At 62.9% G+C, this 25,776-nt stretch carries 24 protein-coding genes, 1 tRNA gene and 1 pseudogene; 8 read left to right on the top strand and 18 right to left on the bottom strand.

Going from position 1 to position 25,776, the window contains the following annotated elements:
- Nucleotides 1-118: 118 nt before the first annotated feature.
- A pseudogene (locus FJ951_RS25365) lies at nucleotides 119-879 on the bottom strand (Crp/Fnr family transcriptional regulator).
- Between the two features lie 44 nt (nucleotides 880-923).
- Between FJ951_RS25365 and FJ951_RS25360 the strand changes: the two are divergent.
- On the top strand, nucleotides 924-1,373 hold the full coding sequence (locus FJ951_RS25360) for a response regulator (protein WP_140500637.1): 450 nt from the start codon (nucleotides 924-926) through the stop codon (nucleotides 1,371-1,373).
- A 72-nt stretch (nucleotides 1,374-1,445) separates the two neighbouring features.
- On the opposite strand, the gene FJ951_RS25355 is transcribed toward FJ951_RS25360, so the two are convergent.
- Entirely contained in the window at nucleotides 1,446-1,997 is a 552-nt protein-coding gene (locus FJ951_RS25355) for an RNA polymerase sigma factor (protein ID WP_140500591.1), read from the bottom strand.
- A gap of 3 nt (nucleotides 1,998-2,000) precedes the next feature.
- Nucleotides 2,001-2,204 (bottom strand): NepR family anti-sigma factor, encoded by a 204-nt coding sequence (locus FJ951_RS25350; RefSeq protein ID WP_181165418.1) that lies wholly within the window; start codon nucleotides 2,202-2,204, stop codon nucleotides 2,001-2,003.
- 219 nt (nucleotides 2,205-2,423) lie between these two features.
- Here FJ951_RS25350 and FJ951_RS25345 point away from each other — a divergent pair, with 219 nt between their 5' ends.
- The 5 genes from FJ951_RS25345 (at nucleotide 2,424) to FJ951_RS25330 (ending at nucleotide 5,505) form a co-directional block, all read left to right on the top strand.
- A complete protein-coding gene (locus FJ951_RS25345; RefSeq protein WP_140500589.1) occupies nucleotides 2,424-3,218 on the top strand; it encodes a response regulator in 795 nt (264 codons plus the stop codon).
- Nucleotides 3,219-3,400: 182 nt separating this feature from the next.
- Entirely contained in the window at nucleotides 3,401-3,565 is a 165-nt protein-coding gene (locus FJ951_RS25340) for a DUF1328 domain-containing protein (RefSeq protein WP_006203859.1), read from the top strand.
- 177 nt (nucleotides 3,566-3,742) lie between these two features.
- Complete coding sequence (locus FJ951_RS25335) at nucleotides 3,743-4,777, top strand: PAS domain-containing sensor histidine kinase (protein ID WP_140517890.1); 1,035 nt, start codon at nucleotides 3,743-3,745, stop codon at nucleotides 4,775-4,777.
- A 129-nt stretch (nucleotides 4,778-4,906) separates the two neighbouring features.
- Entirely contained in the window at nucleotides 4,907-5,077 is a 171-nt protein-coding gene (locus tag FJ951_RS28545; RefSeq protein WP_181167726.1) for a hypothetical protein, read from the top strand.
- A gap of 182 nt (nucleotides 5,078-5,259) precedes the next feature.
- On the top strand, nucleotides 5,260-5,505 hold the full coding sequence (locus FJ951_RS25330) for a YMGG-like glycine zipper-containing protein (RefSeq protein WP_140500585.1): 246 nt from the start codon (nucleotides 5,260-5,262) through the stop codon (nucleotides 5,503-5,505).
- A 202-nt stretch (nucleotides 5,506-5,707) separates the two neighbouring features.
- On the opposite strand, the gene FJ951_RS25325 is transcribed toward FJ951_RS25330, so the two are convergent.
- From FJ951_RS25325 to xylF, 4 genes are all read right to left on the bottom strand, one after another.
- Nucleotides 5,708-7,330 (bottom strand): CHASE domain-containing protein, encoded by a 1,623-nt coding sequence (locus FJ951_RS25325; protein ID WP_140517889.1) that lies wholly within the window; start codon nucleotides 7,328-7,330, stop codon nucleotides 5,708-5,710.
- Nucleotides 7,331-7,466: 136 nt separating this feature from the next.
- Nucleotides 7,467-8,267, bottom strand: a complete 801-nt coding sequence (locus FJ951_RS25320) for an ATP-binding cassette domain-containing protein (protein ID WP_140500582.1) — start codon at nucleotides 8,265-8,267, stop codon at nucleotides 7,467-7,469.
- Nucleotides 8,268-8,282: 15 nt separating this feature from the next.
- Nucleotides 8,283-9,635, bottom strand: a complete 1,353-nt coding sequence (locus tag FJ951_RS25315; protein ID WP_140517888.1) for a sugar ABC transporter permease — start codon at nucleotides 9,633-9,635, stop codon at nucleotides 8,283-8,285.
- Nucleotides 9,636-9,777: 142 nt separating this feature from the next.
- Nucleotides 9,778-10,818, bottom strand: a complete 1,041-nt coding sequence (gene xylF, locus FJ951_RS25310; protein WP_140500579.1) for a D-xylose ABC transporter substrate-binding protein — start codon at nucleotides 10,816-10,818, stop codon at nucleotides 9,778-9,780.
- A 259-nt stretch (nucleotides 10,819-11,077) separates the two neighbouring features.
- On the opposite strand from xylF, the gene FJ951_RS25305 reads away from it, so the two are divergent.
- Nucleotides 11,078-12,319, top strand: coding sequence for an ROK family protein (locus FJ951_RS25305; protein ID WP_140500577.1), 1,242 nt, complete (start codon nucleotides 11,078-11,080; stop codon nucleotides 12,317-12,319).
- Between the two features lie 7 nt (nucleotides 12,320-12,326).
- On the opposite strand, the gene phoB is transcribed toward FJ951_RS25305, so the two are convergent.
- From phoB to FJ951_RS25260, 8 genes are all read right to left on the bottom strand, one after another.
- On the bottom strand, nucleotides 12,327-13,016 hold the full coding sequence (gene phoB / locus FJ951_RS25300; protein WP_010911896.1) for a phosphate regulon transcriptional regulator PhoB: 690 nt from the start codon (nucleotides 13,014-13,016) through the stop codon (nucleotides 12,327-12,329).
- Between the two features lie 19 nt (nucleotides 13,017-13,035).
- Nucleotides 13,036-13,743, bottom strand: a complete 708-nt coding sequence (gene phoU / locus FJ951_RS25295; RefSeq protein WP_140500575.1) for a phosphate signaling complex protein PhoU — start codon at nucleotides 13,741-13,743, stop codon at nucleotides 13,036-13,038.
- A 25-nt stretch (nucleotides 13,744-13,768) separates the two neighbouring features.
- Complete coding sequence (pstB, locus tag FJ951_RS25290; protein ID WP_140500574.1) at nucleotides 13,769-14,572, bottom strand: phosphate ABC transporter ATP-binding protein PstB; 804 nt, start codon at nucleotides 14,570-14,572, stop codon at nucleotides 13,769-13,771.
- Complete coding sequence (pstA, locus tag FJ951_RS25285) at nucleotides 14,569-15,420, bottom strand: phosphate ABC transporter permease PstA (protein ID WP_140517887.1); 852 nt, start codon at nucleotides 15,418-15,420, stop codon at nucleotides 14,569-14,571. Before pstA ends, pstB begins: the two co-directional genes overlap by 4 nt.
- A 3-nt stretch (nucleotides 15,421-15,423) precedes the next feature.
- Complete coding sequence (gene pstC / locus FJ951_RS25280; RefSeq protein ID WP_140517886.1) at nucleotides 15,424-16,413, bottom strand: phosphate ABC transporter permease subunit PstC; 990 nt, start codon at nucleotides 16,411-16,413, stop codon at nucleotides 15,424-15,426.
- Between the two features lie 65 nt (nucleotides 16,414-16,478).
- Nucleotides 16,479-17,537, bottom strand: a complete 1,059-nt coding sequence (pstS, locus tag FJ951_RS25275) for a phosphate ABC transporter substrate-binding protein PstS (protein WP_140517885.1) — start codon at nucleotides 17,535-17,537, stop codon at nucleotides 16,479-16,481.
- Between the two features lie 517 nt (nucleotides 17,538-18,054).
- Nucleotides 18,055-22,188, bottom strand: a complete 4,134-nt coding sequence (locus tag FJ951_RS25270; protein ID WP_181172279.1) for a PAS domain-containing protein — start codon at nucleotides 22,186-22,188, stop codon at nucleotides 18,055-18,057.
- Between the two features lie 608 nt (nucleotides 22,189-22,796).
- On the bottom strand, nucleotides 22,797-23,720 hold the full coding sequence (locus FJ951_RS25260; RefSeq protein WP_140517883.1) for a DUF2865 domain-containing protein: 924 nt from the start codon (nucleotides 23,718-23,720) through the stop codon (nucleotides 22,797-22,799).
- A gap of 304 nt (nucleotides 23,721-24,024) precedes the next feature.
- On the opposite strand from FJ951_RS25260, the gene FJ951_RS25255 reads away from it, so the two are divergent.
- Nucleotides 24,025-24,228, top strand: coding sequence for a hypothetical protein (locus FJ951_RS25255; protein ID WP_140517882.1), 204 nt, complete (start codon nucleotides 24,025-24,027; stop codon nucleotides 24,226-24,228).
- Nucleotides 24,229-24,420: 192 nt separating this feature from the next.
- On the opposite strand, the gene FJ951_RS25250 is transcribed toward FJ951_RS25255, so the two are convergent.
- The 3 genes from FJ951_RS25250 to FJ951_RS25240 all read right to left on the bottom strand — a co-directional run bounded on the left by FJ951_RS25250 (nucleotide 24,421) and on the right by FJ951_RS25240 (nucleotide 25,773).
- Nucleotides 24,421-24,798, bottom strand: coding sequence for a hypothetical protein (locus FJ951_RS25250; RefSeq protein WP_140517881.1), 378 nt, complete (start codon nucleotides 24,796-24,798; stop codon nucleotides 24,421-24,423).
- A 403-nt stretch (nucleotides 24,799-25,201) separates the two neighbouring features.
- Nucleotides 25,202-25,276, bottom strand: a tRNA-Glu gene (locus FJ951_RS25245).
- An 89-nt stretch (nucleotides 25,277-25,365) separates the two neighbouring features.
- On the bottom strand, nucleotides 25,366-25,773 hold the full coding sequence (locus tag FJ951_RS25240) for a VOC family protein (RefSeq protein WP_140517880.1): 408 nt from the start codon (nucleotides 25,771-25,773) through the stop codon (nucleotides 25,366-25,368).
- Nucleotides 25,774-25,776 lie beyond the last annotated feature (3 nt).

Below are 25,776 nucleotides of genomic sequence, written 5' to 3'. Positions count from 1 at the left end.
ATGATCCCGCAAAGCGGGTGTCGGTTTGCCGAAAAGATCACGCTCAATCCAATGGATAGAGGCCATCCTGGTTCCATCGATCTGGACCCTAGCTCAAAACGGGTCCTCCTGCATCCGGTCAGATCAGCGGCCGCCGTTCCTTGCCCAGCCCCTCCCAGCCGGCAAGCTGCTTCAACCCTTCATGATCGATGATCTCGCAGCCGCCATCGCGCCAAGCGATCAGCTTGCGATCCATCAGCTTGCGAATCGTCTTGTTGGTATGGACCAAAGACAGGCCGAGGGTATCGGCGATGTGCTGCTGCGTGAACGCGATCCGGGTGAACCGCCCGCCATTGAGGCCAACGGCCTTGGCCCGGCTGCCGATGAAGGCGATGAGATAGGCGGTGCGCTCGATCGCGCTGCGGCGGCCGACGCTGAGCAGGTTCTCATCCAGCATCCGCTCCTCGCGCGACGCGATCCAGGTGATGTCATAGGCCAGGCCCGGATGGTTGCGGAAAAGCTCATACAGGGACTCCCGCTCGAACACGCAAAGCAGCATCGGCGACAAGGCTTCGACGGAATGCTGCATTTCGCCCATCACGCCGCCTTGCAGCCCGATGAGATCTCCGGGGACGGCGTAGTTGAGGATTTGACGGCGGCCATCCGACAACAGCTTGTAACGGAAAGCCCAGCCCGACAGCACCGTGTAGAGATGGGCGCTGCGGCGTCCTTCCACCAGCACCGTTGCGCCCTTGTCGACCGCGAGCTCGCCTTTCTTCAATTTGTCGATGAAGGCCAGTTCCGATCTCTCGAATTTGCGGAAACCGGCAGCGGCCGCAGTGGGCAATTCTCGCAATCGTACCGGCGGCTGGAGGAAGCAAGGCCGTTCTGGATTGACATTTCGACCGCTCCTCGAGAGCCGCGGGCTCAGCCGCTGCGTTAGCATGTCTTTTTTAAATGACAGCGCGTCAAATAGCGATCATGACTCGCTGCGTTTCAAGGAGCCATTGCCTGTGTCGCCTTTGCTTGACGGATTGCGCATTCTTGTCCTGGAAGATGAATTTCTCATCGCCATGGATGTCGAGCAGCTTTGCCGTGATCACGGCGCCGACGACGTGGTGCTTGTCCGTGACCTGGCCGAGATCGATGGCCGACAGGTTGCCACCCAATTCGATGCGGCGATCGTCGACCTCATGCTGGGGGGCACTCCGACTTTCGACTTTGCATCGCGCCTGCGTGAAACGGGCGTGCCCTTCGTCTTTGCCTCCGGTTATTCGGATGCGGACGAGATCAAGGTTGCCTTTCCAGGGATAAGGCTGGTCAGCAAACCTTATTCGGGCGAAGATCTTGTGGAAGCGGTGGCCCGGGCCTGCGGACGAGTCCCGCCCGCCTGACGACGTCGCATCGCGTAAGAGTCAGAGCGGATGCGATGGCGATTCTGTCAGCCGTTTCGATGCGACGCTTTTTTAGTGCGCCGCCGTGCCGGTGACCTGTGCTGAGATCGCATCGGGACCGTACTCGTCTTCGCCGGAGATTTTCAGTATCTCCTGCAGGCGCGTGCGGGCTCGGCTGACGCGGCTCTTGATCGTCCCGACCGCGCAACCGCAAATCTCGGCCGCCTCCTCGTAAGAGAAGCCCGAGGCGCCGATGAGGATGATGGCCTCGCGCTGGTCTTCGGGCAGTTGCTCGAGCGCACCGCGGAAATCCTTGAGGTCGAGCTGGCCGTGCTGGGCGGGATGCACCGCAAGCCTGGCTGTCATGATGCCGTCGCTGTCCTGCACCTCGCGGCCGCGTTTGCGCATCTGCGAATAGAACTCGTTGCGCAGGATGGTGAAGAGCCATGCCTTCAGGTTGGTACCGGGCTGAAAGCTCTCATGCTTGTCCCAGGCCTTGACCAGCGTTTCCTGCACGAGGTCGTCGGCCTTGTCGGCATTCTGCGTCAGTGACACTGCGAAGGCACGCAAGCTCGGTATTGCCCCAAGCAGATCGGTCTTGAAGCCTTGTGAGACCGTTGCCATGCCTCAGTCCTTTTTCTGTGCGGGCTCGGCCCGCTCCAGTTGGCTGAGCAACTGCGCGAAACGATCCGGCACATCGTCGGAGACCAGCTCGTCGTAATACTGCTTGAGTTTGCGTCCGATTTCGGAATTCGGCCCGAGCGGGTCGCCCACGCCGTTCCGGCGCCTGATTGAGGCGCCAGTCAAGACATCTTTCGTCATTTCCTTCATTTCGCCCTTTAATCCAGCCCCATAGCCGCTCAACATAACTCAACACAACACAAGCGGCATCCTCGTCTGGTTGCCCATCCCCAATTCAAACGCCGTTCAGGCGTATTAGTTCCCGGGGCCGGAACTTTTTGCGAAAGCCCGCGTTTGTGTCGTTGGGGCTTGCAATGGGGCTTGACCCGCATTTTTAGTCAATCACGTCATCTGAGGGAGACGTCCGTCATGAGTTTATCCGCCACCATCGCTCCGCACCTGCCGTTCCTGCGCCGCTTCTCGCGTGCCGTATCGGGATCGCAGGAGAGCGGCGACGCGCTGGTTGCCGCGATGCTCGAGGCCATCATCGCCGATGTCGACATTTTTCCCGAGGCATCCAGCGACCGAATCGCGCTGTACAAGGTCTTCGCCAAACTGTTCACGTCCGTCGCCATCCGCGTTCCACAAGAACAGGCGCAATCGGCATGGGAACAGCGCGCCGCGGCCAATCTCAATGCGATCGCGCCGCTTCCCCGCCAGGCCTTCCTTCTGGTGGCCGTCGAGGGTTTCAGCGAGGATGAGGCGGCCGAAATTCTTGGCGTCGGCGAACAGGAATTCTCAGAACTGCTTGCCCAGGCGAGCAACGAGATTTCCCGCCAGGTGGCGACCGACGTGCTGATCATCGAGGATGAACCGCTCATCGCCATGGATATAGAGGAGATGGTCGAGAGCCTGGGCCATCGGGTCGTCGGCACCGCCCGCACCCATGCCGAAGCGGTGACGATGTTCGGCAAGACGCGGCCGAAGATGGTGCTCGCGGACATCCAACTCGCCGACGGCAGCTCGGGCATCGAGGCGGTGAACGAGATTCTGTCGTCGACTTCCGTGCCGGTGATCTTCATCACCGCCTTTCCCGAGCGTCTCCTGACCGGCGAGCGGCCCGAACCGGCTTTCCTGGTGACGAAGCCGTTCAACCCGGACATGGTCAAGGCGTTGATCAGCCAGGCTCTGTTCTTCGACCGGCAGGCGAAAGCAGCCGCATAGCCATGCGCAACTGAAGTCGCAAACGCGCGCAAAAGCAGGGCGCGACCAGCCGGAAGGTTCCGCTGGCCGCGCCTTGCTTTTCCGCGCCACGATGGTGCGCGGGGGATCGTCTTTTTCGGCAAAAAGTGGAACAAACCGCATCCACCCACGTTTTTCTCACATAGTTGGAAGGAGATGGAACCATGCTTTACTGGGCGCTTGTATTTCTTGTCGTGGCAATCATCGCCGGCGCGCTTGGTTTCGGCGGAATTGCCGGTACATCTGCCGGGATAGCGCAGATATTGTTCTTCATCTTTCTCGCTTTCCTCATCATTTCGCTTCTCGCCGGCCTGTTCAGACGGGCCTGAGAGTTATCAGGCGAACACTGGAAGCCGCACCCCTCAAACGGTTTCCAGCCACCGCCGGGTGGTGTCCCACAAGGACGCCGCCCGGCGGACCGCTTTTGGGCGTCTGGTTCCCGTAAAACCTGCCTTGGAACCCATTGGACGGTGAGCCGTTCAGCCTGAGTTGGGTGAACAGGTCGGATGCGTTCCAGGGCTCGAGATACCAAGAAGCACGAGCGGGGGGACGAGGTCATCGCCCTGCATCCCGCCGAAAGCGGCATGCAACTTGGCCGGGCGCTTCTCCACGCACTGCACAATGCCGGCATTTCCGTCCTCTACCAGGACCGCGACATGAAAACGGTCTGGGCGCGGAACATGCGTGCGCCCTGGGCCGCCGACAGCAGCGAGGGCGACGGCATCCTGCCGCCGGCACAGGCCGACCGCATTGGCGCTGCCAAGCGCAACGTCGTCGCAAGCGGCGATCCGCAGCGCCTCGAGATCGGCGTCCCGATGGAGGACGGCATGCGCTGGTTTCAGGTCTGGATCGACGCCGACCATGGCGAGGCCGGCGACGTGCAAGGTGTCGTCACCACCATGGTCGAGACGACCGAGCAGCGACGCCGCGAACAGACGCTGACGACGCTGTTGCGCGAAGTCACGCACCGCTCGAAGAATTTGCTGGCAATCATCCAGAGCATCGCCACCCAGACGGGACGCTATTCCGACAGCATCGGCGATTTCCTGACCCGCTTTCGCGGCCGGCTCCAGTCGCTGGCCTCCTCCCAGGATTTGGTAACCTCCTCCAACTGGCGCGGTGCTGCCCTTCGCGAACTCCTCGCCGGTCAGGTCGGCCGCTACGGGACGGACGCGTCGCACAGCCTTCGCTTCCGCGGCGCAAATCCTTACCTCAACCCCAACGCCGCGCTGCATATCGGCCTTGCGATGCATGAACTGGCCGTCAACTCGGTCAGCTATGGCGCCCTGTCGCGGCCGGAGGGCTTCGTCGAAGTGACCGCCGTCCTCGACACCGCCGCCGATGGCGGCATTGCCCTGTCGCTGACCTGGGCCGAAACCATAGGAACCGACAGCAACCAAGAGGGCAAAAAGCGCTTCGGCAGCGTCGCACTGGAACGCGTAGTGCCCTCTTCCCTGAACGGAACGGCGCGCCTCGAGATCGCGGATGGTCGCCTCGAATACCATCTCGTTGTTCCGCACGGCAATTTCGAGACGGAGTAGGCGACCGCCATTTTTTAACCGGCTGTTCACCATAGAAGCAGATGCTGTTTTTGCCAGATACCGATGGAACTGCCGAGCCGACGAGCATGCTTTCGAGGGCTTTGCCGCAGCATAGTGGGGAGGAGCGCGTTGACGGTCGCCGATATCAACAGACTCGGGCAGGCCGCTCGCATTTCGATGGGCGAATTCCAGGATCCCGAGACATCCACGGCATCGCCGGTTGCTCATGGCATCCTGCCCATCGTCGCTCCGGCGTTGGCCGCGGCAATTGTCCTGATCGCCCTGTCCCAGCTGGCCTGATCCCGCCCCCACGTTCGCGCGCGCACATCGCTCGGGTTTTTCGGCGGCCGAGGCATCGGAAAGCTGCGCCCAGAAAAAGACTCTCTTCACCAACAATAAATTGGAGCAGCAAAGGTCGTTTTTTCATGCTAAGTGACGGCTGGAGCTTATTAAAGTGAGGACACGAAGTGAGGAGTGACCCTATGCGGAAAATTCTTATTGCCATGGCTGCCGTGGTCGCCGTCAGCGGCTGTACCTCGACCGAGCAGGATGTCGTCGGCGGCGGCTTGATCGGCGCCGGCGTGGGCGGCTTGGTCGGCGGCGGCAAGGGCGCGCTGATCGGCGCGGCCGTCGGTGCCGGCTCCGGCCTGCTGGTCCGCAACCTGCGCAATGGATACTGCCAGTATCGCGATCATCGGGGTCGCATCTACACGGCTCGCTGCAACTAAGGTAATTCCGGCGGGAAAAGCGCGGAGCGGTTTTCCCGCCGGAATTGCGAGCAAGGAGCGGATCGGCGATCTATCAGACGCTGAACCGCTCCGAGCAACTTGAATCGCCGCTGTCGGGCTCATTCGCGAACCCGGCAGCGGTGCGGCAATTTATTGGCCGCCGCGGGAAGCCTGGAGCGATTCCGCCAAGGCCCGATGGCATTCACGCCGGCAGCGGAATCCTGATTTCCACATTCAATCCGTCATCGCGATAATCGCGGTGGATCGTGCCACGCAGCTCACGCGTGACATTGAGGTCGATCAATTTGGTGCCGAAGCCGGTCGTGGCCGGGGCGTCGACCTTCTTCTGCCCGGTTTCCTGCCAGCTCAGAGCCAAGACCCGGTCACGCCCGCGCCCTTCGACCGACCATTCGATCCTGAGGGCGCCGACCGTATTGCCGGCCTCGCCATATTTCAGCGCATTCGTTGCCAGTTCGTGGAAGGTGAGGCCCAGTGCCTGCGTCGTGGTTTCGTCAAGCAGCACCTCCGGCCCGGACAAAAGCTCTTCCGGCAGCTCCTTTCCGAACACTTGGCCAAGCTCGATGCGCAGGAGATCGCCGAGATCCGCCTTCTGCCAGCGCGAGCGCGTCAGCATGTCCTGGGACGCGGCCATTGCCTGTAGCCGGGCCGAGAAAGATGCCGAGAACTCATTGACGTCGCTGGCACGTGACGCGGTCTGGCGCGCGATCGCCAGCACTCGCGTGATCGAATTCTTGATGCGATGCTTCATCTCCTGCAGCATCAAATCCTTTTCGAGCAGGCTCTTTTCCGTCGTCTCATGCAGCAGCGATGCTGCCTCGTAGGCTCGCTCCTGATAGCGCGCGACAAGCGCGATGGCGCCGGCCAGCAGCAACCCGAACAGGCCGAGCATGACTGGGATGGCCCGCGACGATGGCTGCGAGAAGGCGCTTGTCGGCCTGAACTGCACGGTCCACGGACGGCCCGCCACGCTGATCTTGCGGGTGACCAACAGTCTGTCGCCAAAGCCCGACACGGGCGGCGTCTCCGACCGGAACAGCAAATGATCCGGATCGACGCCGCCATCGTAGATTTCGGTGTTGACCGGCAGCAGCGGCGCGCGGCTGAGCGCGATCTGGAACAACTCCCTGGCCCGGAAGGCCGCGTAGAGAAAGCCTACCGTCGAGGATCGCGATGCGTTTATGGCATCAGGTGCGGTCTCGACGTTGAGCCGCACGAAGACGAGAAAGCCGGTGAAGGTCTGTGCTGCACCCGTGTCCTGGCCGAGTTGCACCAGCCCGCTCGCGTGCTGCTGGTCATCTGCCATTGCCTTCTCGATTGCCGCGCGCCGCACGGGCTCGGTGAACATGTCATAGCCGATGCTGGCCTTGTTGGACGGATCGAGCGGCTCGAACAGCACAACGGGCGTGCGCCATGGCTGCGTCGTATCCGGATAGATCGCACGCCTGACGCCCTGGTCATGCAGCATGTCGCGTTCGACCGTTGCCTCGTCGCCTGCTTTCACCAGCCGGAGAAAGCCGATGCCGCGCAGGCCGGCGAAATTGGTATCGACATTGAGGGCATTGAAGAACGCTTTGAACTCGCTCTGCGAGATGTCGCCATTGCGGGCGTCGAACAAGGCTTGCGACGAGCGCAGCAGCGACAGCTGCAGGTCGATCCGGCTCTCGATACGGTTGAGCGCATCGTCCGCGGTCGCGTCGAACTTGATGCGAGCCGCCTCTTGCGTCGCGAAATAGGCGAACCCCGCCATTGTCATGCTGATCAGCGCAACGGCAACGAAAGCGACGATTGGAAAAAGCTTCTTCAACGGACAATGCGGCCTATCAGCATGTGAGCCCTTTATGGGCAAGTCGCCCGGTCAACACAATGGCAAGGCCAAGCCATCCCGCCGGCTGGCATATCACCTGATCGGCAGATCGGTAACGGGCTCAGGCCAGCAGGCTTCAGGCGGCGATCTTCAACGCGCCTGGTCCGGGAATGGCGCCAGGCGGACATTTGCCCAGGATGATCATGCCCAGCACCTCGTCCTGGGTCACATCGGTGGTGCGGGCAGTGCCGACGACCTGGCCGTTTTTCATGACGCACACCCGGTCGGCCAGTTCGAATACGTCGTGAATGTCATGGCTGATCAGGAAGATGCCGATGCCGTCGGACTTGAGCTGCCTGACCAGTTCCCCGACCTGGGCCGTTTCCTGCGGTCCAAGTGCTGCCGTCGGCTCGTCCATGATCAGGATGCGGGCGTTGAACAGGATCGCGCGTGCGATCGCCACCGACTGCCGCTGTCCGCCCGACAGCTTGATCACCGGCTCCTTGAAGCGCTGGAAGCGGGGATTGAGCCTGCCCATCACCTTGCGCGCCTCGGCCTCCATGGCGACATCATCGAGCGTGCCCCAGGCGGTCCTCAGCTCGCGGCCGAGGAACAGGTTGGCGGCGGCGTCGACATTGTCGGCGAGCGCCAGGGTCTGGTAGATCGTCTCGATGCCGTATTTCTTGGCATCGCGCGGGTTGGAGATCGAAGCCTCTTCGCCGTTGACGAAGATTTGGCCCGCGTCACGCTTGTAGGCGCCCGACAGGATCTTGATCAGTGTCGACTTGCCGGCGCCGTTATGGCCGAGCAGGGCCACGACCTCGCCGGGGAAAAGATCGATCGAGGCATCGTCGACGGCGCGAATGCCGCCGAACGCGATTGAGATGTTGCGCATGTCGACCAGCGGGTTGCCGGCGGGAGCGATCCTGTCAGCCATGATTGTCCTCCTCCCTCAAACGCGTTTGCGATAGACGGTGTCGAGCCACACCGCGATGACCAGCACGGCGCCGACGACGATGCTCTGCAGCGGCGAGTCGACGCCAAGCAGCACCATGCCGGATTGCAGCGACTGCATCAAAAGCGCGCCCAGCATGGCGCCGATGATAGTTCCCGAACCGCCGGCGAGCGATGTGCCGCCGATGACGGCCGCCGCGATCACCAGCAATTCATCGAGCGTTCCGAGCACGTTGGTGGCCGAGTTCTGCCGGGCTGACGAGATCGCGGCGGCGATCGTGGCCAGCACGCCCATGATCATGAACACTTTCATCGTGATCCAGCGCGTGTTGATGCCGGCGAGGTTGGCTGCTTCCGGATTGCCGCCGATGGCAAAGACATAGCGGCCGAAACGGGTGCGTTTGGTGATGAAGGTCATGACCAGCCCGACGGCGATGGCCATCAGCACCGGTATGGCGATGCCGTGGGCGATGAACAGGCCGCCCTCGGGCACGGTTATGTTGTTGGCGGCTGCATATCTGTTCACGATGCCGACTGGCCACGGATAGGAATTGGCCAGCCAAACCGCGCCCATGATGACGGCGCAGGTCAGCACGCCGATCAGCGTCTCGGCCCAGATCGGACGCAGCGGGAAACGGAAGCGCTTGCGCTGTACCCGCCCGTTGAACAGCGCAAGCACCACCGCAAGGCAGGCGGCGATACCGACCACCCAGCTCCAGGTCGCGCCGATCGATCCGGCCGGGCCGCCGCCCATCAGCTGGAACGTCGCGTTGAGCGGCGCCACCGTCTGGCCGCTGGTAACCCACCATGCCGCACCGCGCCAGACCAGAAGCCCGCCCAGCGTCACGATGAAGGCCGGCACTTCGAGATAGGCGATGACGAAGCCCTGGAAGGCGCCGATCAAAAGGCCGAGCACCAGGCCGATGACCAGCGCGAGCACCCAGATCCATGGATTGCCGAGCTCGAGACCGACCATCCGCACTAGGAAATGCACCTGGGCGAAACCCATGACCATGCCGATCAACCCTTCGGCGGAACCGACGGACAGATCGATATTGCGCATGACGATGACCAGCACCATGCCGCAGGCCATGATGGCGACGGCCGAGGTCTGCACCGACAGGTTCCACAGATTGCGCGGCGTGAGAAAGGTACGGCTGTCGAAATCGAGCGGATTGACGCCGAGACGCAGGCTGGACAAGACATGCAACCCGATCCAGATCAGCAGCAGCGCGCCGATCATGCCGAGCATGCGCGTGTCGATCTCGGTCGCCTTAAGGAACCGGGCGACGGCGCCGAGTTCCGACGCACGCGCGGTGTCGGCCTGCGGGTTGGACGTCGTATCGGTCATGATTTTCTCCCGCCGGCCTGCCCGTCCGATGCGGGATGCCGGAAGCCAGCCTAGAAGTTACCCGCCCGGGGCGGAAAAACAAATTTTCTTGAAAAAACGCCGCGGCTTGGCAGCCGCGGCGTTCATCGCATGAAATGGAAGATCAGTTGCAGGCCGCTACGCTGCCCGCCGCGACGCCGGCACAGACCTCGTCTTTCTTGATCCAGCCGGCGTCGATGACGACGTTGAGATTGTCCTTGGTGATCGCAACCGGGGTCAGGAACAGCGATTTGACGGTGTTCCCACCGGGCGTTGTGAAGTCCTTGACGCCGGCGATATCGGTCATCTTCTTGCCGTCGGCCAGCTGCGAGGCGATCTCGGCGGCATTCTTGCCGAGTTCACGCGCGTCCTTCCACACCGACACGGTCTGCGTGCCGAGCGCGATGCGGTTCAGCGCCGCGTGGTCGCCGTCCTGGCCCGAGACCGGAACGGTACCGGCCAGGCCTTGAGCCGTCAGCGCCGCGACGACGCCGCCGGCAGTGCCGTCATTGGCCGCGACGACCGCGTCGACCTTGTTGTCGTTGGCGGTCAGGAACTGCTCCATGTTCTTCTGCGCATTGGCCGGCAGCCAGCCATCCGTATAGGCTTCGCCGACATTCTTGATCTTGCCGCTGTCGATGGCGTCCTTGAGCACTTCCATGGAGCCCGAGAACAGGAAATCGGCATTCGGATCGGCACCCGAGCCCTTGATGAAGACGTAGTTGCCTTCCGGCTTCACCTTGAACACTTCGCGGGCCTGCATGCGGCCGACTTCCTTGTTGTCGAAGGTCAGATAGAAGACGTCCTTGTTCTCGATCAGGCGGTCATAGCCGACGACCGGAATGCCTTCGTCGAGCGCCTTCTGCACCGCCGGGCCGATGGCGGAGGCGTCCTGCGCCAGGATGATCAGCGAATTGGCGCCCTGGGAGATCAGGCTCTCGACGTCGGTGAGCTGCTTGCCGGGATTGGACTGGGCGTCGGCGGAAATATACTTGTCGCCGGCGGCTTCGATCGCCTTCTTCATGGCGGCCTCGTCGGTCTTCCAGCGCTCTTCCTGGAAGTTCGACCAGGAAACGCCGATGACCTTGTCCTTCGCCTGCGCGACCGACGCGAGCGTCAGCGACATGGCGACACCCGCCAGGATGGCGGCTGTGAATCTCTTCATCTTAATCCTCCCTGCGCCGCGTATGGCGCGACCAAACAGGCCCGTAGGCCGGCACAAAGGCTCTATTTTTTCGAGCCTCGAAAAAACACTGGTCCATCGTCGGAACGCTGTCAACGTCGATTCTGATGTATTTTGATGTCCTCGTGAATTTTTTTCGAGCTCCGGAATAAATAATGACAGCCAAGGCCGGTTCTGCCAGTATTTGACGGTCGTCGGGATCCTGGGGAGAGAACGCGGCGACGGGGAGGATGCGAGAAACATGTCGGTCGGAATCCGCCACGACGATTTGCGCCGACGCAACCGGGCAATGGTGATCGCGGCCGTGCGCCGTGCCGGGCAGCCCTCGCGCACCGAGATTGCCGCGACCACCGGGCTCAGCCATTCCACCATATCGGCGATCTCCTCCGACCTGATTGGCGAAGGCATCCTGGCGCAGAGCAAGCCGAGCGAGGCCGGTGCGCTGAAACGCGGCCGGCCGCAGGTCGGCCTCAGCCTCAACCCTGAAGCCGCGGCGGTGATGACCGTGGTGCTGTCGCTGAATTTTCTCTCCGTCGCCGTCATCGACTATGCCGGCCAGGTGATATCTGAAGAGCAGCGCCGGCTGGACACGCTCACCCTGTCGCGCGAGGCGCTGATCGGCGAATGCGTGGCCATCGTCAGGCGGCGGTTCGAGGATCCCGACCTCGACGTCGGCAGCATCGCCCGTATCGCGCTGGCGATCCAGGGCATCACCGACACGGATGCGCGCACCATGCTGTGGTCGCCGATCACGCCGCAGACCGACATCGCCTTCGCCGACATACTGGAGGCCGAGTTCGGCATTCCCGCCACCATGGAGAACGATTGCAACATGATGGCGGTGGCGCTGCGCTGGCGCGATCCCCAGCGCTACCGCGACGACTTCATCGCCATCCTTTTGTCGCACGGCATCGGCATGGGCTTGGTGCTGAAGGGTGAACTGTTCACCGGCACCCATTCATCCGGAGGCGAGTTCGGCCACATGATCCATCGCCCCGGCGGGGCGCTCTGCCGCTGCGGGCGGCGCGGCTGCGTCGAGGCCTATGCCGGCAACTATGCCATCTGGCGCAACGCGAGGCAGCTTGGCGAGGACACCGAGCCCGTCGACGTCAGCGACGCCGACATGCGCACCCTGGCGGCCTCGGCGCGCGAAAAGGACGGGCCGGAGCGCGAAGCCTACCGCAAGGCCGGCGAGGCGCTGGGTTACGGCCTTGGCAGCCTGTTCGCGCTGATCGATCCGGCGCCGGTCGCCATGGTCGGCGTCAGCGCCGCCGCCTTCGACCTGATCGAGCCGGCTCTGCGCGAGGCCATTGCCCAGACCGCCGGCGGCCAGCACTCGAAATCGATTTCCTTCGACACCGAGCCGAACGAACTGCCACTGATCCGCGAGGGCTGCGCCATGCGCGCGCTGACCTTCGTCGACCAGGAGATTTTCGCGCCGGGGGCACAGGCGAAATCAGGCGTGGGCGAGAACGTTGCGTGACATATCCCTAGTCTTCGCGAATCGCATACCCCGCGCCCCGAATGGTGCGGATCACGTCAGGCATGCGGCCATTGTTGACCGCCTTGCGCAGCCGGCCGACATGCACGTCCACGGTGCGCTCGTCGATATAGATCGTTTCGCCCCAGACATTGTCGAGCAGTTGGCTGCGCGAGAACACGCGGCCGGGATGTCGCATCATGAATTCGAGCAGGCGGAACTCGGTCGGCCCGAGCCGGATCTCGCTTTTCTTGCGGTAGACCCGGTGCGATTCACGGTCGAGCACGATGTCGCCGACCTTGAGCACGCTGGACAGAACTTCGGGCTTGGCGCGGCGCAGCAGCGCCTTGACGCGTGCCATGAATTCCGGCGTTGAGAACGGCTTGACCAGATAGTCGTCGGCGCCGGTGGAGAGACCGCGCACCCGGTCGCTTTCCTCGCCGCGCGCCGTCAGCATGATGATCGGCAGCCGCTCGGTCTCGGGCCGCATGCGGAGACGGCGGCAGAGCTCGATGCCGGACACCGCCGGCACCATCCAGTCGAGCACAAGAAGGTCAGGGACATTCTCCTGCAAGCGGATCTCGGCTTCGTCGCCGCGCGTCACCACCTCTACCTGATAACCCTCCGATTCCAGATTGTAACGGAGCAGCACACCCAGCGGCTCCTCGTCCTCCACCACCATGATGCGTGGCGCGATCATCGACTGGTCACCCCTGCCGTCAAGCCGCTGGCGCCGACATCGCCGTCTCGTCCTGCTTCGGGCGATTGGCGGGCAATTGCGTGCCGGTCAGCACATAATAGGCATTTTCGGCAATGTTGGTCACGTGATCGCCGATGCGCTCGAGATTCTTGGCGCAGAACAAAAGATGCGTGCAGGCGGTGATGTTGCGCGGATCCTCCATCATGTAGGTCAGCAGCTCGCGGAAGACCGACGTGTATTTGACGTCGATGCGTTCATCGTCGGCGCGCAGCTTGGCAAGTGCCGCGGCATCGCGCGCCGCATACTCCTCGATCACGCCTTGGACCTGGATCAGCACAAGCTGCGCCATGGCGTCGATGGAGTGCGACAGGTCGCGCGGCGTGGCGGCAAGGCCGACGGTGCCGACGCGCTTGGCGATGTTCTTGGCGAGATCGCCGATGCGTTCGAGATCGCCCGCCATGCGGATCGAGCCGACGACATGGCGCAGATCGTCCGCCATGGGCTGCCGCTTGGCGATCAGGGTGATGGCGCGGTCGTCGAGTTCGCGCTGGCGCGCATCCATGATCGCGTCGTCGGAGACGACGCGCTGGGCGAGCGCGTTGTCGGAATTCAGGAGCGCCTTGGTCGCGCCGCCGACCATCGATGAGGCGAGATCGCCCATGTCGCGGATCAGCCTGCTGATCTGTCCGAGATCTTCGTCAAAGGCTGCGACTGTGTGTTCGGCCATGATCTTGGTCCTCGTATGCCTGGGATCAGCCGAAGCGGCCGGTGATATAGTCCTGCGTGCGCTTCTCGCGGGGCGACGTGAAGATCTTCTCGGTGCGGTCGAACTCGACCAGCTCGCCCAGATACATGAAGGCGGTCTGCTTCGACACGCGCGCCGCCTGCTGCATGTTGTGGGTGACGATGACGATCGTATAATCGGCCTGCAACTCGTCGATCAGCTCCTCGATCTTGGCGGTCGACAGCGGATCGAGCGCCGAGGCAGGCTCGTCGAGCAGGATGACCTCCGGCTTCACCGCCACCGTGCGGGCGATGCAGAGGCGCTGCTGCTGGCCGCCCGAAAGGCTGAGGCCGCTGGCGTTGAGCTTGTCCTTGACCTCGCTCCACAGTGCCGCGCGCTTCAGCGCCTGCTCGACACGGCCGTCCATCTCCGCCTTGCTGAGCTTCTCATAGAGCCTGACGCCGAAGGCGATGTTCTCGTAGATCGACATCGGGAACGGCGTCGGCTTCTGGAACACCATGCCGATCTTGGTCCTGAGCAGGTTGAGATCCTGCGAACGGTCGAGGATATTCTGGCCGTCGAGCAGCACTTGGCCCTCGGCGCTCTGCCTCGGGTAAAGCTCGTAGATGCGGTTGAAGACGCGCAGCAGCGTCGACTTCCCGCAGCCCGAAGGCCCGATGAAGGCGGTGACGCTGCGCTCGGGCAGCGACAGGCTGATATCCTTCAGCGCCTTCGACTGGCCATAGTAGAAATTGAGGCCCTTGACCTCGATCTTGGCTTTCTCGACCGCGACTTCGGGCGTATTCAACTCGGTGGACAACATCGGTTTCATCTGTCCTCTCTGCGTCCGGTAAGGCTGCGGGCGAAGATGCTCAGCCCGAGAACCGTAAGGGTGATTATGAGTGCGCCGGTCCACGCCAGCTGCTGCCATTCCTCGTAGGGGCTGAGAGCGAACTGGAAGATGGTGACGGGCAGGCTGGCCATCGGCGCATTGAGATTACTCGACCAGAACTGGTTGTTGAGTGCCGTGAAGAGCAGCGGCGCCGTCTCGCCGGAAATGCGGGCGATGGCCAGCAATATGCCGGTGACGATGCCCGACAGCGCCGCACGGTAGGCGACCGAGCGGATGACCACCCAGCGCGGCGCGCCGATCGCGGCGCCGGCCTCGCGCAGGGCGTTCGGCACCAGGTTGAGCATGTCCTCCGTGGTGCGAACGACGACCGGGATGACCAGGATGGCCAGTGCGACGGCACCGGCAATCGCCGAGAAATGTCCCATCGGCCGCACCAGCAGCTCGTAGACGAACAGGCCGACGATGATCGAGGGTGCCGACAGCAGGATGTCGTTGATGAAGCGCACGACGGTGGTGAGGCGCGAGAAGCGGCCATATTCGGCCATGTAGGTCCCAGCGAGGACACCGATCGGCGTGCCGACGATGACGGCGATGACTGTCATCATGATACTGCCGTAGATGGCATTGAGCAGGCCGCCGGCATCGCCGGGCGGCGGTGTCATTTCGGTGAACACAGAGAGCGAAACACCCGACAGGCCCTTATAGAGCAGTGCGCCGAGGATCAGCGCCAGCCAGGCCAGGCCGATGCCCGCCGCCGCGACGCATAGCGTCATCATCACGGCATTCCTGCGCTTGCGTCGATTGTGAAGCGATGTGGCCGTCGACATCGGTCAGGCTCCCGTGCGGCTGTCCATGCGCAGCAGCATGTAGCGCGCAAGGGCAAGGATCAGGAAAGTGATGACGAACAGGATCAGGCCGAGCGCCACCAGCGAAGACGTATAGAGATCGCCGTCGGCTTCGGTGAACTCGTTGGCGATGGTCGCCGAGATCGTCGTGCCGGGCGCGAACAGCGAGGCGCTGATGCGGTGGGCGTTGCCGATGACGAAGGTTACCGCCATGGTTTCGCCGAGCGCGCGGCCGAGGCCGAGCATGACGCCGCCCATGATGCCGACGCGGGTATAGGGGATGACGACGCGGCGCGTGACCTCCCAGGTCGTGCAGCCGATGCCGTAGGCCGATTCCTTCAGCACCGCCGGCACCGTGTCGAAGACATCCTTGGTGATCGAGGTGATGAAGGGCAGGACCATGATGGCAAGGATCAGCGCCGAGGTCAGAAGGCCGATGCCGTAGGGCGGGCCGGCAAACAGGCTGGAGAGTCCCGGCACGTCGTGGAAAAGCTTGATGATGAAGGGCTGCACCGTCGTCTGCAGGAACGGCGCGAACACGAACAGGCCCCAGATGCCGTAGATGATGGAGGGTATGCCGGCAAGCAGCTCGACGGCGATGCCGATGGGGCGCCGGAGTGGCCGCGGGCAGAGTTCGGTAAGGAAGATGGCGATGCCGATGCCGATGGGAACGGCGATCAGGATGGCGATGGCGGCGGTGACGATGGTTCCGTAGATCGGGGCCAGCGCTCCGAAATTCTCGGTGACCGGGTTCCACGATTCGGTCGTCAGGAAGGAGAACCCGAATTTCGACAGCGCTTCCCACGAGCCGGCAAACAGCGAAATCGCCACGCCGCCGAGGATGAGCAGGACGAGGATGGCGGAAAAGCGTGTCGCCGTCCGGAAAATCGTATCGGTGAGCGCGAAGCGTCGGACCGTCGCTTCCCTGGCCCGCATGGCGGCCGACGATGGCATGGCTTCGGAGACGGCGGTCATCTGGCCCTCGCGTTTCAAGGAAGACAGGGAGGGCGCCGTGAAGCGCCCTCCTCGTTCAGCAGGGATTACATGGCGGAATAGAGCGGCTTGCCGTCTTCGCCGACGATGTCCTTGGCCCACATGTCCTCGACGCTCTTGACGACCGCGTCGGGGATCGGAACGTAGTCCAGCGCCCCGGCCATGTCGTCGCCCTTGGCGTAGGACCAGGCGAAGAACTTGAGCGCTTCACCGGTCGCCGCCACGTCGCCGGGCTTCTTGTAGACCAGGATCCAGGTCGCCGACGTCATCGGCCAGGATTCGGCGCCCGGCTGGTTGGCCAGGATGACGCCGTAACCAGGCTGCGAGCTCCAGTCGGCATTGGCCGCCGCCGCCGAGAACGCCGCCGCCGTCGGCTCGACCTTCTTGCCGTCCTTGTTGATCATGTCGGCATAGGTCAACTTGTTCTGCTTGGCGTAGGCGTATTCGACATAGCCGATCGAGCCACCGGTCTGCGAGACGTTGTTGGCGACGCCTTCATTGCCCTTGGCGCCGATGCCAACCGGCCATTCGAGCGCGGTGTTGACGCCGACCTTCGACTTCCAGTCGGCGCTGACGTCGGCCAGGTAGTAGCTGAAGTTGAACGTGGTGCCCGAACCGTCGGAGCGATGCACGACGGCGATCGCCTGGTCGGGAAGCTTGACGTCGGGATTGAGCTTGGCGATCGCCGCGTCATTCCAGTTGGTGATCTTGCCGACGAAGATATCGGCCAGCGTCGGGCCGTCGAGCACCAGTTCGCCCGGCTTGATGCCTTCGAGATTGACGACCGGAACGATGCCGCCCATCACCATCGGGAACTGTGCAAGTCCGGTGGATTCGAGATCCTCGCCCTTCAGCGGCGCATCGGAAGCGCCGAAGGTGACGGTCTTGGCTTTGATCTGCTTGATGCCGCCGCCCGAGCCGATCGACTGGTAGTTGAGACCGATGCCGGTCTCCTTCTTGTAGGCATCGGCCCACTTCGCATAGATCGGGTAAGGGAAGGTGGCGCCGGCACCGGAGATGTCAGCTGCCATTGCCGCGGAAAGGGTGAGGGTGGACGCCGCAGCCATTGCGATCGCAACGGCCGCCGAGCGGATGAAATGTCTCATATGGCCTGCTCCTGTTCGGAAGATGGTCTCTCGGCGCCATTCCTTGCCAGCGCCCGCTGAGGCCAATAGCGTTCGATTATAACAGTCGCATGACAGTTTCGTGTCAGCCCGGTAACGCGTCGCCGGCGCTTGGAAAGGCGATGGCGATTAGCGGCTGCGGCATGGCGCCGGTTTGCCTTCGGGAATCAGGGACTTGCGCGATCCGGCCACCCAAACAGCCATCGGATTCGGCATGGATCGCTGATCGAAGAAAAGCCGGACGGGAGCGCGTTGCTCGAGGCCAGAGGATGTCTTGGCCGGGCCATCGCCAAAAACAGGTCCGTTGGGGTAGATTGACGCTGCTTCATACTGGCGGTCGCTGCTCCCGCCCGTAACTAGAAGAGAGCGGAAATTCGATGCCGTCATTGTCCCGGCTGGACGCCGGCTTTGATATGGTGCGATCGCACCATAGTCTTGCTCGAAGGGCTGCAGCCGGCCCCGGGTGATTCTCGCCGCAATCCGGCCGAAGGCGCAAAGTCTATCCCGCGTTGCGCCGGGCCTGGCGACCGGCGCCGACCCAGCGCTCGACCTTTTCGAGCAGGGCCCTGGGGCTGATCGGCTTGGGCAGATAGTCATCCATGCCGGCGTCCAGGCAGCGTTCGCGATCGCCCTTGAGCGCATGCGCGGTGACCCCGACGATCGGCACATGCGTGCCGGTTTCCTCTTCCAGCCGGCGGATGGCGGCGGTTGCCTCGAGCCCGTTCATCTCCGGCATCGAGACGTCCATCAGGATCATGCACGGATTGAGCCTGCCGAAAGCGTCCAGCGCCTTGCGGCCATTGCCGACGATCTCGAAACCGTAGCCGGTCTCGCCGAGGATCTGGGTGAAGACCATCTGGTTGACCTCATTGTCCTCGGCCACGAGGATGTCCAGCCGCTGCTCGCCGCCAGTCGCGGCAAGCCGAGGCCTGACCGGCGGCGGCTGCAGCAACGCGCGTTGCCCTGCCGCCGGTGGCGGTGACTGTGGATTGTTCCCGCCGCCTCCCTCGACAGCAAGCGGCCGGGCGACATCCGTGGCGTGGCGATGCCGCTGGATGGTGGCGACCAGCGTTTCCAGGAGCACCGAGGAGCGTGCGGGCTTGATGAGTTGGGCATCAATGCCGAGATCGCGGTAACTGGTGTTGGCCAGCGACTGGTCGACGGAGGTCAGCATGATGATCGGCGTGTCGGCAAGCCCGGCGGTGTTGCGCACGACACCTGCCATCTCGGCACCGCTCATCTCGGGCATCTGATAATCGAGCACGACGCAATCGACCGGCACGCCGTAGGCGGCGGCCGCGATCAGCACTTTCAGTCCCTCGGCGCCGCTCTCGGCCGCGCAGGAATCGAAGGTCCATGACGTCATCTGCTCGGTCAGGATGGCGCGGTTGACGGCATTGTCGTCGACGATCAGCACCCGCGCGCCGGTCACGTCCACCGGCATGATGCGCTGCGCGTTCTGTTGTCCGGCCCTGGGCAGCGTGACCGTGAACCAGAAGGTCGACCCCTTGCCTTCGGCGCTTTCCACGCCGATGTCGCCGCCCATCAATTCGACCAGCCGCGAGGTGATCGCGAGCCCGAGCCCAGTGCCCTCATGCCGCCTCGTCGAGGAGGTGTCGACCTGGCTGAATTTCTCGAACACCTGTTTCAGCTTTTCCTCAGGGATGCCGATCCCGGTGTCGGTGACCGAGATCGTCAGCCTGGTTCCGTCCGGCACACTTTCGCCGGTGACGTCGACGAGCACATGGCCTTCTTCGGTGAACTTCACCGCATTGCCGAGCAGGTTGGTGACGATCTGCCGGATGCGGCCGACATCGCCGATGAACAGGCTTTCGAGCCCAGGCTCGATGCGCACGATGAGCTCGAGGTCCTTTTCCTTGGCCCGCGTCGACACCAGCGTCGCCACGTCCTCGATCGCCTCGGCGAGATTGAAGGGGGCGGGATCGAGCACCAGCTGGCCGGCATCGATCTTGGAGAAATCCAGGATATCGTTGATGATGGTGAGCAGCGCGTTGCCCGATTTGACGATGATGTCGGTGAAGGTCTTCTGCTTCGGATCGAGATCGGATTTGGCCAGGAGTTCGGCCATGCCCAGCACGCCGTTCATCGGGGTGCGAATCTCATGGCTCATATTGGCGAGGAATTCCGACTTGGCGCGGTCGGCAAGTATGGCGCGCTGGCGCGCCTCGCGCAGTTCCGCCTCGCGCAGCTTCAATTCGGTGATGTCGGTGGTCGACCCGATCAGGTAGAGCGACCCGTCGGACGCGATCATCGCGCCCTTGCGGGCGAACTGGTGGCGCACGCTGCCGTCCGGGAGCATCACCGTCTCCTCGACCTCCTGGGTTTCGCCGCTGCGCAGCACCGCGAGGTCGCCATTGACGAAGGCTTCGCCGTCGGGCCCGAAAATTTCGATATCGGTCTTGCCGATCGCGTCCTGCTTGCTGAAGCCGGTGAGATCGCACCAGCCCTTGTTGACGTAGAATTGCCTGAGATCGGAGCGTTTGGCATAGATCGACACCGGCACGTTGTCGATCAGGCTGCGGAATACCTCGTTCTCGCGCATGCTTTCTTCCAGCGCCCGCTCGCGCGCCTTGACCTCGGTGATGTCGGTGCTGGAGCCGACCAGATGCACCGATCCGTCCAGCGCCACCAGCCGGCTCTTGCGCGTCATCAACTGCCGCACCGTGCCGTCGCGATGGGTGACGGGCTCCTCGACCTCCCTGACGCTGCCCGTGAGGGCAACCTCGGTATCGTCCAGGCTGTAGCTTTCTCCATCCCCGTCGCCGAACAGCTGCCGATCGGTGCGGCCGATAACGTCTTCCTTGGCGAGCCCGGTGATCGCGCACCAGGCCTTGTTGACGAACTCGATGCTGAGGTCCTGCGCCTTGATGAAGGCGGCCACGGGCAGTTCGTCCAGCACGTGCCGGAACAGGTCGATCTGCCGCATCGAATCGTGCAGCGCCTTTTCGCGGCTCTTGATCTCGGAGATGTCGACGCGCACGCCGATGAACGTGCCGTCATCGGTGCGCATGTCATAAACCTGATACCAGCGGCCGTCGGGATTGAGACGTTCGAAGGATGAGTATGGCAGGTGGTAACGGGCGAGGATGCTGTCCAGCCAGCCATCGAGATCGCCATCATAGAGCGCATCGACCCGCGGATCGCCGCTCGAGCGGAAATAGCCAGCCGAATGACCGAGTGCCAGCGCGTCGCGGAAGGTGCGGCCGGGCTGCCACGCCGGCTTCAGCGCCGGCAGCGTGTCCTGCATCTTGCGGTTGGCGAAAACGAAATTGTCCTCGCGGTCGTAGATGATCACGGCGGCCGGCAGCGATTCCAGCACGCTGGCCAGGTGTTTGCGGGCGTCCTGCGCCTCGGTCTCACGGCCCTTCATGTCCGAGACGTCGAACAGGAAGCCGGCCACGTAGTTGCGGCCGCTTACCATTCTAACGCGGTTCTTCCTGACGACGCGCGAGCGGTTGACGCCGTCGACCTGGAAACTTTCCTCCACCTCGTAAGGCCGCCCGGTCGCCAGCACCGCGCGCTCGCTTTCCTCGTACAGCGCGACCTCGGCGGGCGCGAGAAAATTGCCGCCGGGCTTGCCAAGCATGGTTTGCGGCGTCTGGCCGAACAGGCCCGCAAACGCTTCGTTGACGAAGACGAAGCGCAGATCGTCGTCCTTGACGAAGATCGGATCCTTGACGCCGTTGATCACCGCTTCCGCCAGTCGCGCCTTTTCCAGCGCGTCGGCCAGCTCGGCCTCGCGATCCTTCATGTCGGTGACATCGACATAGGAGATGAGCCGCTTGCCGCCGGCCAGCGGCGCCAGCGATGCAACCAGGGTACGCCCGTCATTGCGCGGCAATTGTCTCGAGCCGGCGACGCCGGCCCTGATCTCGGCCTCGCGCTCGGCGGTATGACGCTGCCAGGCAACGTCGTCGGCGCCGTAGGAATCGGCGGCGCGGCTGGCCTCCATCAACTCGCGGAAGCCCGAGCCGATCCCGGCGCGCTGGGGATCGATTTTCCACAAATTGTAGAAGGCCTGGTTGATCACTTCGGCGCGCAGGTCGGCGTCGAGGACCATGATCCCGATCGGCATCGAATCGACCATCGTGCGAAGGTCGGGAAGGCCTCCCGAAGACGCCTCTCCTTGCTGCTTCTGCTCCAGTTCTTCGAAGGCGACGGCCAATCCCGTGACATTGCGTCCAATGCCACGATAGCCGGCGAATTTCCCCTCGTCATCGAAGCGTGGAAAGCCTGAGGTCAGCACCCAGCGGCAATCGGCGCGACCTCCCTTCAGTTCGTAGACAAAGTCACGGAACGGCCGATGCGCCTGCAGATCCTCCAGATGCATTGCCGCGCTGCGGTTGCCGTTCAGGACCTGCTTCAGGAAATCGAAACGGAAGCGGCCGAGCACGGCGGCCGGGTCGATGCCCGTGACCGCCTGGTAGTTGTGCGAAAGCCAGGAAAAGCGCAGCTCGGCGTCGGTCTCCCAGATCCAGTCCGAGCCCGTTTCGACCAGCTGGCGTAGCATGGCCAAATCCATGCCTGCGGTGAACGAAGCCGCGTCGTTCACCGCCATTTCGCCCGACCCGCGCTCGCCGCGCACGCCGGCTGTCTCGTTCGCTTCAGCCATGCCGTCCCCACCCCGAATCCAAGGCCGAACCCTCCCTCCGCGGTTCGTCGGCGGAATGTGCCCGAGAAGCATTAACGATCCGCTAACCTTAACAAGCCGTTGCGCACCGGACGGGCCCTGGCCTGCGCCATTGCGCCCGGTTGTCGGCCTGATCGAAGCCGCGCTATAAGCCAATATTGGGGTGTTGCTGATGTTTGGACGGATTGTGCCTTGCTTGCTGAGCGCGGCGCTGCTTTTCGGCAGCGGCTGTTCGCGCAGCTATGACGGCACCGTCGTCATTCCGCGCCCGCTCGATGCCCGGCGTTTCTGGGACCGGCCGCCGCCCAATGTGGAATACGGGCCGTCCGGAATGGAAAACGGCGCTTTTCCGGCGCCGCCACAACCGCCAACCCGGTTTTCCGAGCGCAGGCCCGCGCCGCGCGCCGCACCGAGACGTCATCTTTCAAGAGTTTCGAGGCCACCTCCGCCGTCCTCCGATGAGGAAAAGCCCCTGGCATGCAGGAATGTCAGCGAACCCGGAAAGAGGGTTCGCATGGTCTGCGACTGATGGGTGCCACCCAAAACTGACCTTGGCTGAGAAACCGGCGCCTACAACCGGGGGCGGATGATCATTCGGCTGGGAAGAAGGCCGGGCCGACTATTCTCACCGGCCGCTTGCCGGCCTCTATCGACTGATGCTGGGCCGCCCCGGAGGCTTCGGCGTCCGCCGCGGGAATTGCCGCGACGCTGCCGAGGTCCGGCTTGGCCGACGGCAAGGGGATGATGGCATTGGTCATGTTTGTGGGCGTTACCGTTCGGGCCCTCAATTCGGCGACCCTGCTGTAGTAGCGTTTTAGGTCACATGCCTTGAAATTGACGTCGTCGCGGTAGCGGAATGCGGTCGGCAGATCGGTGTAGGGCTTGCGCGTGTCGAGAGAGACCATCTTTTCGGTTTCGAGGCTGACGTCGCTGAGCGTATAGAGGTCGACGCCCGGCTCGTCGCAGATGTAGCGGCATTGATCGGCCATATCCTTCACATCGTCGCTGCCGGCGAACTGCGACTTGGGTGCTGGGAAGAAATATCCATCCGAAAGGCGCACGCAGAACAGCATCGCGTTGCCGGCGCCCGTTGCCCTCGCCGCTGGCGCCGCCGCAGACACCGATTGGGTCTTCGCCGCCGCGCGCTTTGCCGCTGGCGCGCAGCCAAGCGCGACAAAGCGTGCCCGCAGCCCCGACATGTCCCGGCCTGAATTAGAGGCCGCCGCGATCTGGCGCTGCACCTCGCTCCTGTTCCTGGCAAGATCGGCGCATGCGTTGAAGAAACCACCGAGGGAATTTTTCGCCGTACACTTGCGCTGCCTCTCGATGCCTTGGATCGCGGCAAGCTGGCGGTGCAACTGGGCGAGCTCGGGGCTCGTGCCGCCGCCACGGCCGGCCGAAGACAACTGATTTTTTATTGCACTGCAACTGTCGGCATAAGAACTGGACATGCCGAGCGCGAGCACGGTCAAGGTGACGAGCGCGATCATCATGGGGGACCAGAAACGGATCATCGGAAGGACGCGGTCATTGTTGCTGAGAACCTGGAATGACAACTCTTTCGATTTCGGTAAGCTTCCACTAAATGAGTTTCATCTAATCTTTCTAGTCTCCATGCATTGAGAGACTTGCCTCTAGTTTAATAGAAGAATCCCTGTGAATTCAATATTGCATTTTTATTTCAAGATTGAGACGAACTGCAAAACAATGCAGCCGGACCGACGGCTGGCAGGCCTGCCGGATCACTCCGGCGTTATCGGCATCCGGTCCTGAAACCTTTGCCCGGCCTTTCGCGTTGAAGCGCGAAGGAGAACGCAGATGTCGATCCAGATCACGGTATCGGAACTGACAAGAAATCTTTTTCATTCCCTGGGACTTGACCCGAGGCCCCTGAGCGCCGAGCAAAACCTGCTGCTGGAATGCTATCTGGCCGGGCAAATCCCGGAATCGGCCTGGAACGACTACGTCTTCGAGACACCCGACCTGGCGCGGCACGCTGAGGCGCGGCGTACCAGTCACTGACCGGTGAAGGCGGTGCTGGGCGAGTGGTTTGGTAGTAGCTACCTGAGCGGCTCGCTGACCCTGGCAGATGTTTTCCCGCAGGAATTGCGTAAAAAATGGAAGCGGGATCGGCGATCCGCCGAACGCCGAACGCCGAACGGCGCTAGCACATTAAGCCGCGGCGCGCCCTGCGCGGAGAGTTGCGGAAAACAGCTATTGGCGGATCTTGGGAGATACGAATTGCAAGGTGAACACGTTGCCGGCAATCCCTTGCGCCAGTTGCGGCGAAAGGCTGAGCGGCGTGCAATCCTTCACCGCGGTCATTGCGGCGTCGATGAACGACTTTCGCGCCTTGTCGTCGCCGGCCACCTTGGCGGCGGTCGGCCGTGGCGGACCAAGCAGCGTGCCGTCGCGCTTGAAGCTGAAGCTCAGCGTGACGATGGAATTTCCGGCATCCACCGGCGGCGTCCAGCATGCCTGGATCGCCGTGCCAACTTCCTCCATCGTGTTGAGCTGGGCGGCAGCCGATGGGCAGGTGGCGCCAATCGCCAATGCGCCGCTAATCAGGAGCATTCCAGCGGTTCTTTTCATTGCAATTCCTCCACCGTCGACCCTTCCGGCCGCCCGCGTGCGATCGTCAGGATTGATGGTAGGGCTGGAGATGGCAAGGGCAATATGCTTTGGCGAAAGCTCTTGCCGAAAGCATTGGAGGCAGCCCCGCCCGCAGCGGCCGGCCAAAAAACAAAAGGCCGGCAGTGGGCCGACCTTTGTTTTCACCGCAGCGCCAGTACATCCGTGGTCGCGGGTGAATTGTCTCCAATAGACAGATTATAGGTAAACGAAACGTTAATCGAAGCCGCCATGCCATAGCTCCGAGCCCGGCTTTTGCCAGCGCTCCATGCGGTCATATGCGCGCATATGACGAAGCTTCCGCGGAGGCCTTGAACATTGTTTGATGCTGGAGGGATCATCAACGGCTGAGCCGTCGCCTTCTTGGTACGCCCAAGGGGAATCGAACCCCTGTTCCCGCCGTGAGAGGGCGGTGTCCTGACCGCTAGACGATGGGCGCGTTCAAGAACCGGCGATATAGGCTGGCGGCGGAGAAAAAGCAACTGGGGTCCGCCGGCTTTCCCGGGATCAAGAAAAAGCTGGCTGCTGCTAGCGTTTTGGCTCGATCAGGTCCCATAGATTGCCGTGGAGATCGACGAAAACCGCCACCGTGCCGTAGGGCTCCAAGCGCGGTGGCTCGCGAAATTCGACGCCCTTCGCCACCATCGCCGCATGATCGCGGGCAAAGTTGTCGGTTTCCAGGAAGAGAAAAACCCGCCCGCCGGTCTGGTTGCCGATGCTCTTCCTTTGTGCCTCGTCGGAGGCCTCGGCCAGAAGCAGCCGCGCGCCGCGCCCGCTGGCCGGCGCGACCGTCACCCAGCGCTTGCCGCCGCCAAGGTCCACATTCTCCAGGAGCACAAAGCCCATTCGCTCGACATACCAGTCGATTGCTTCGTCATAGCTGTCGACGACCAGCGCAACGGTGGCGATATGACGGTTTTCGGCAAAGCCGGTCATTGC

Origin of the sequence: Mesorhizobium sp. B2-2-3, assembly GCF_006442405.1 — a bacterium.
In the GTDB taxonomy this organism is placed as follows: domain Bacteria; phylum Pseudomonadota; class Alphaproteobacteria; order Rhizobiales; family Rhizobiaceae; genus Mesorhizobium.
Note: the sequence above shows the minus strand (reverse complement) of the source record. Positions and strands in the feature narration are given on the sequence as shown.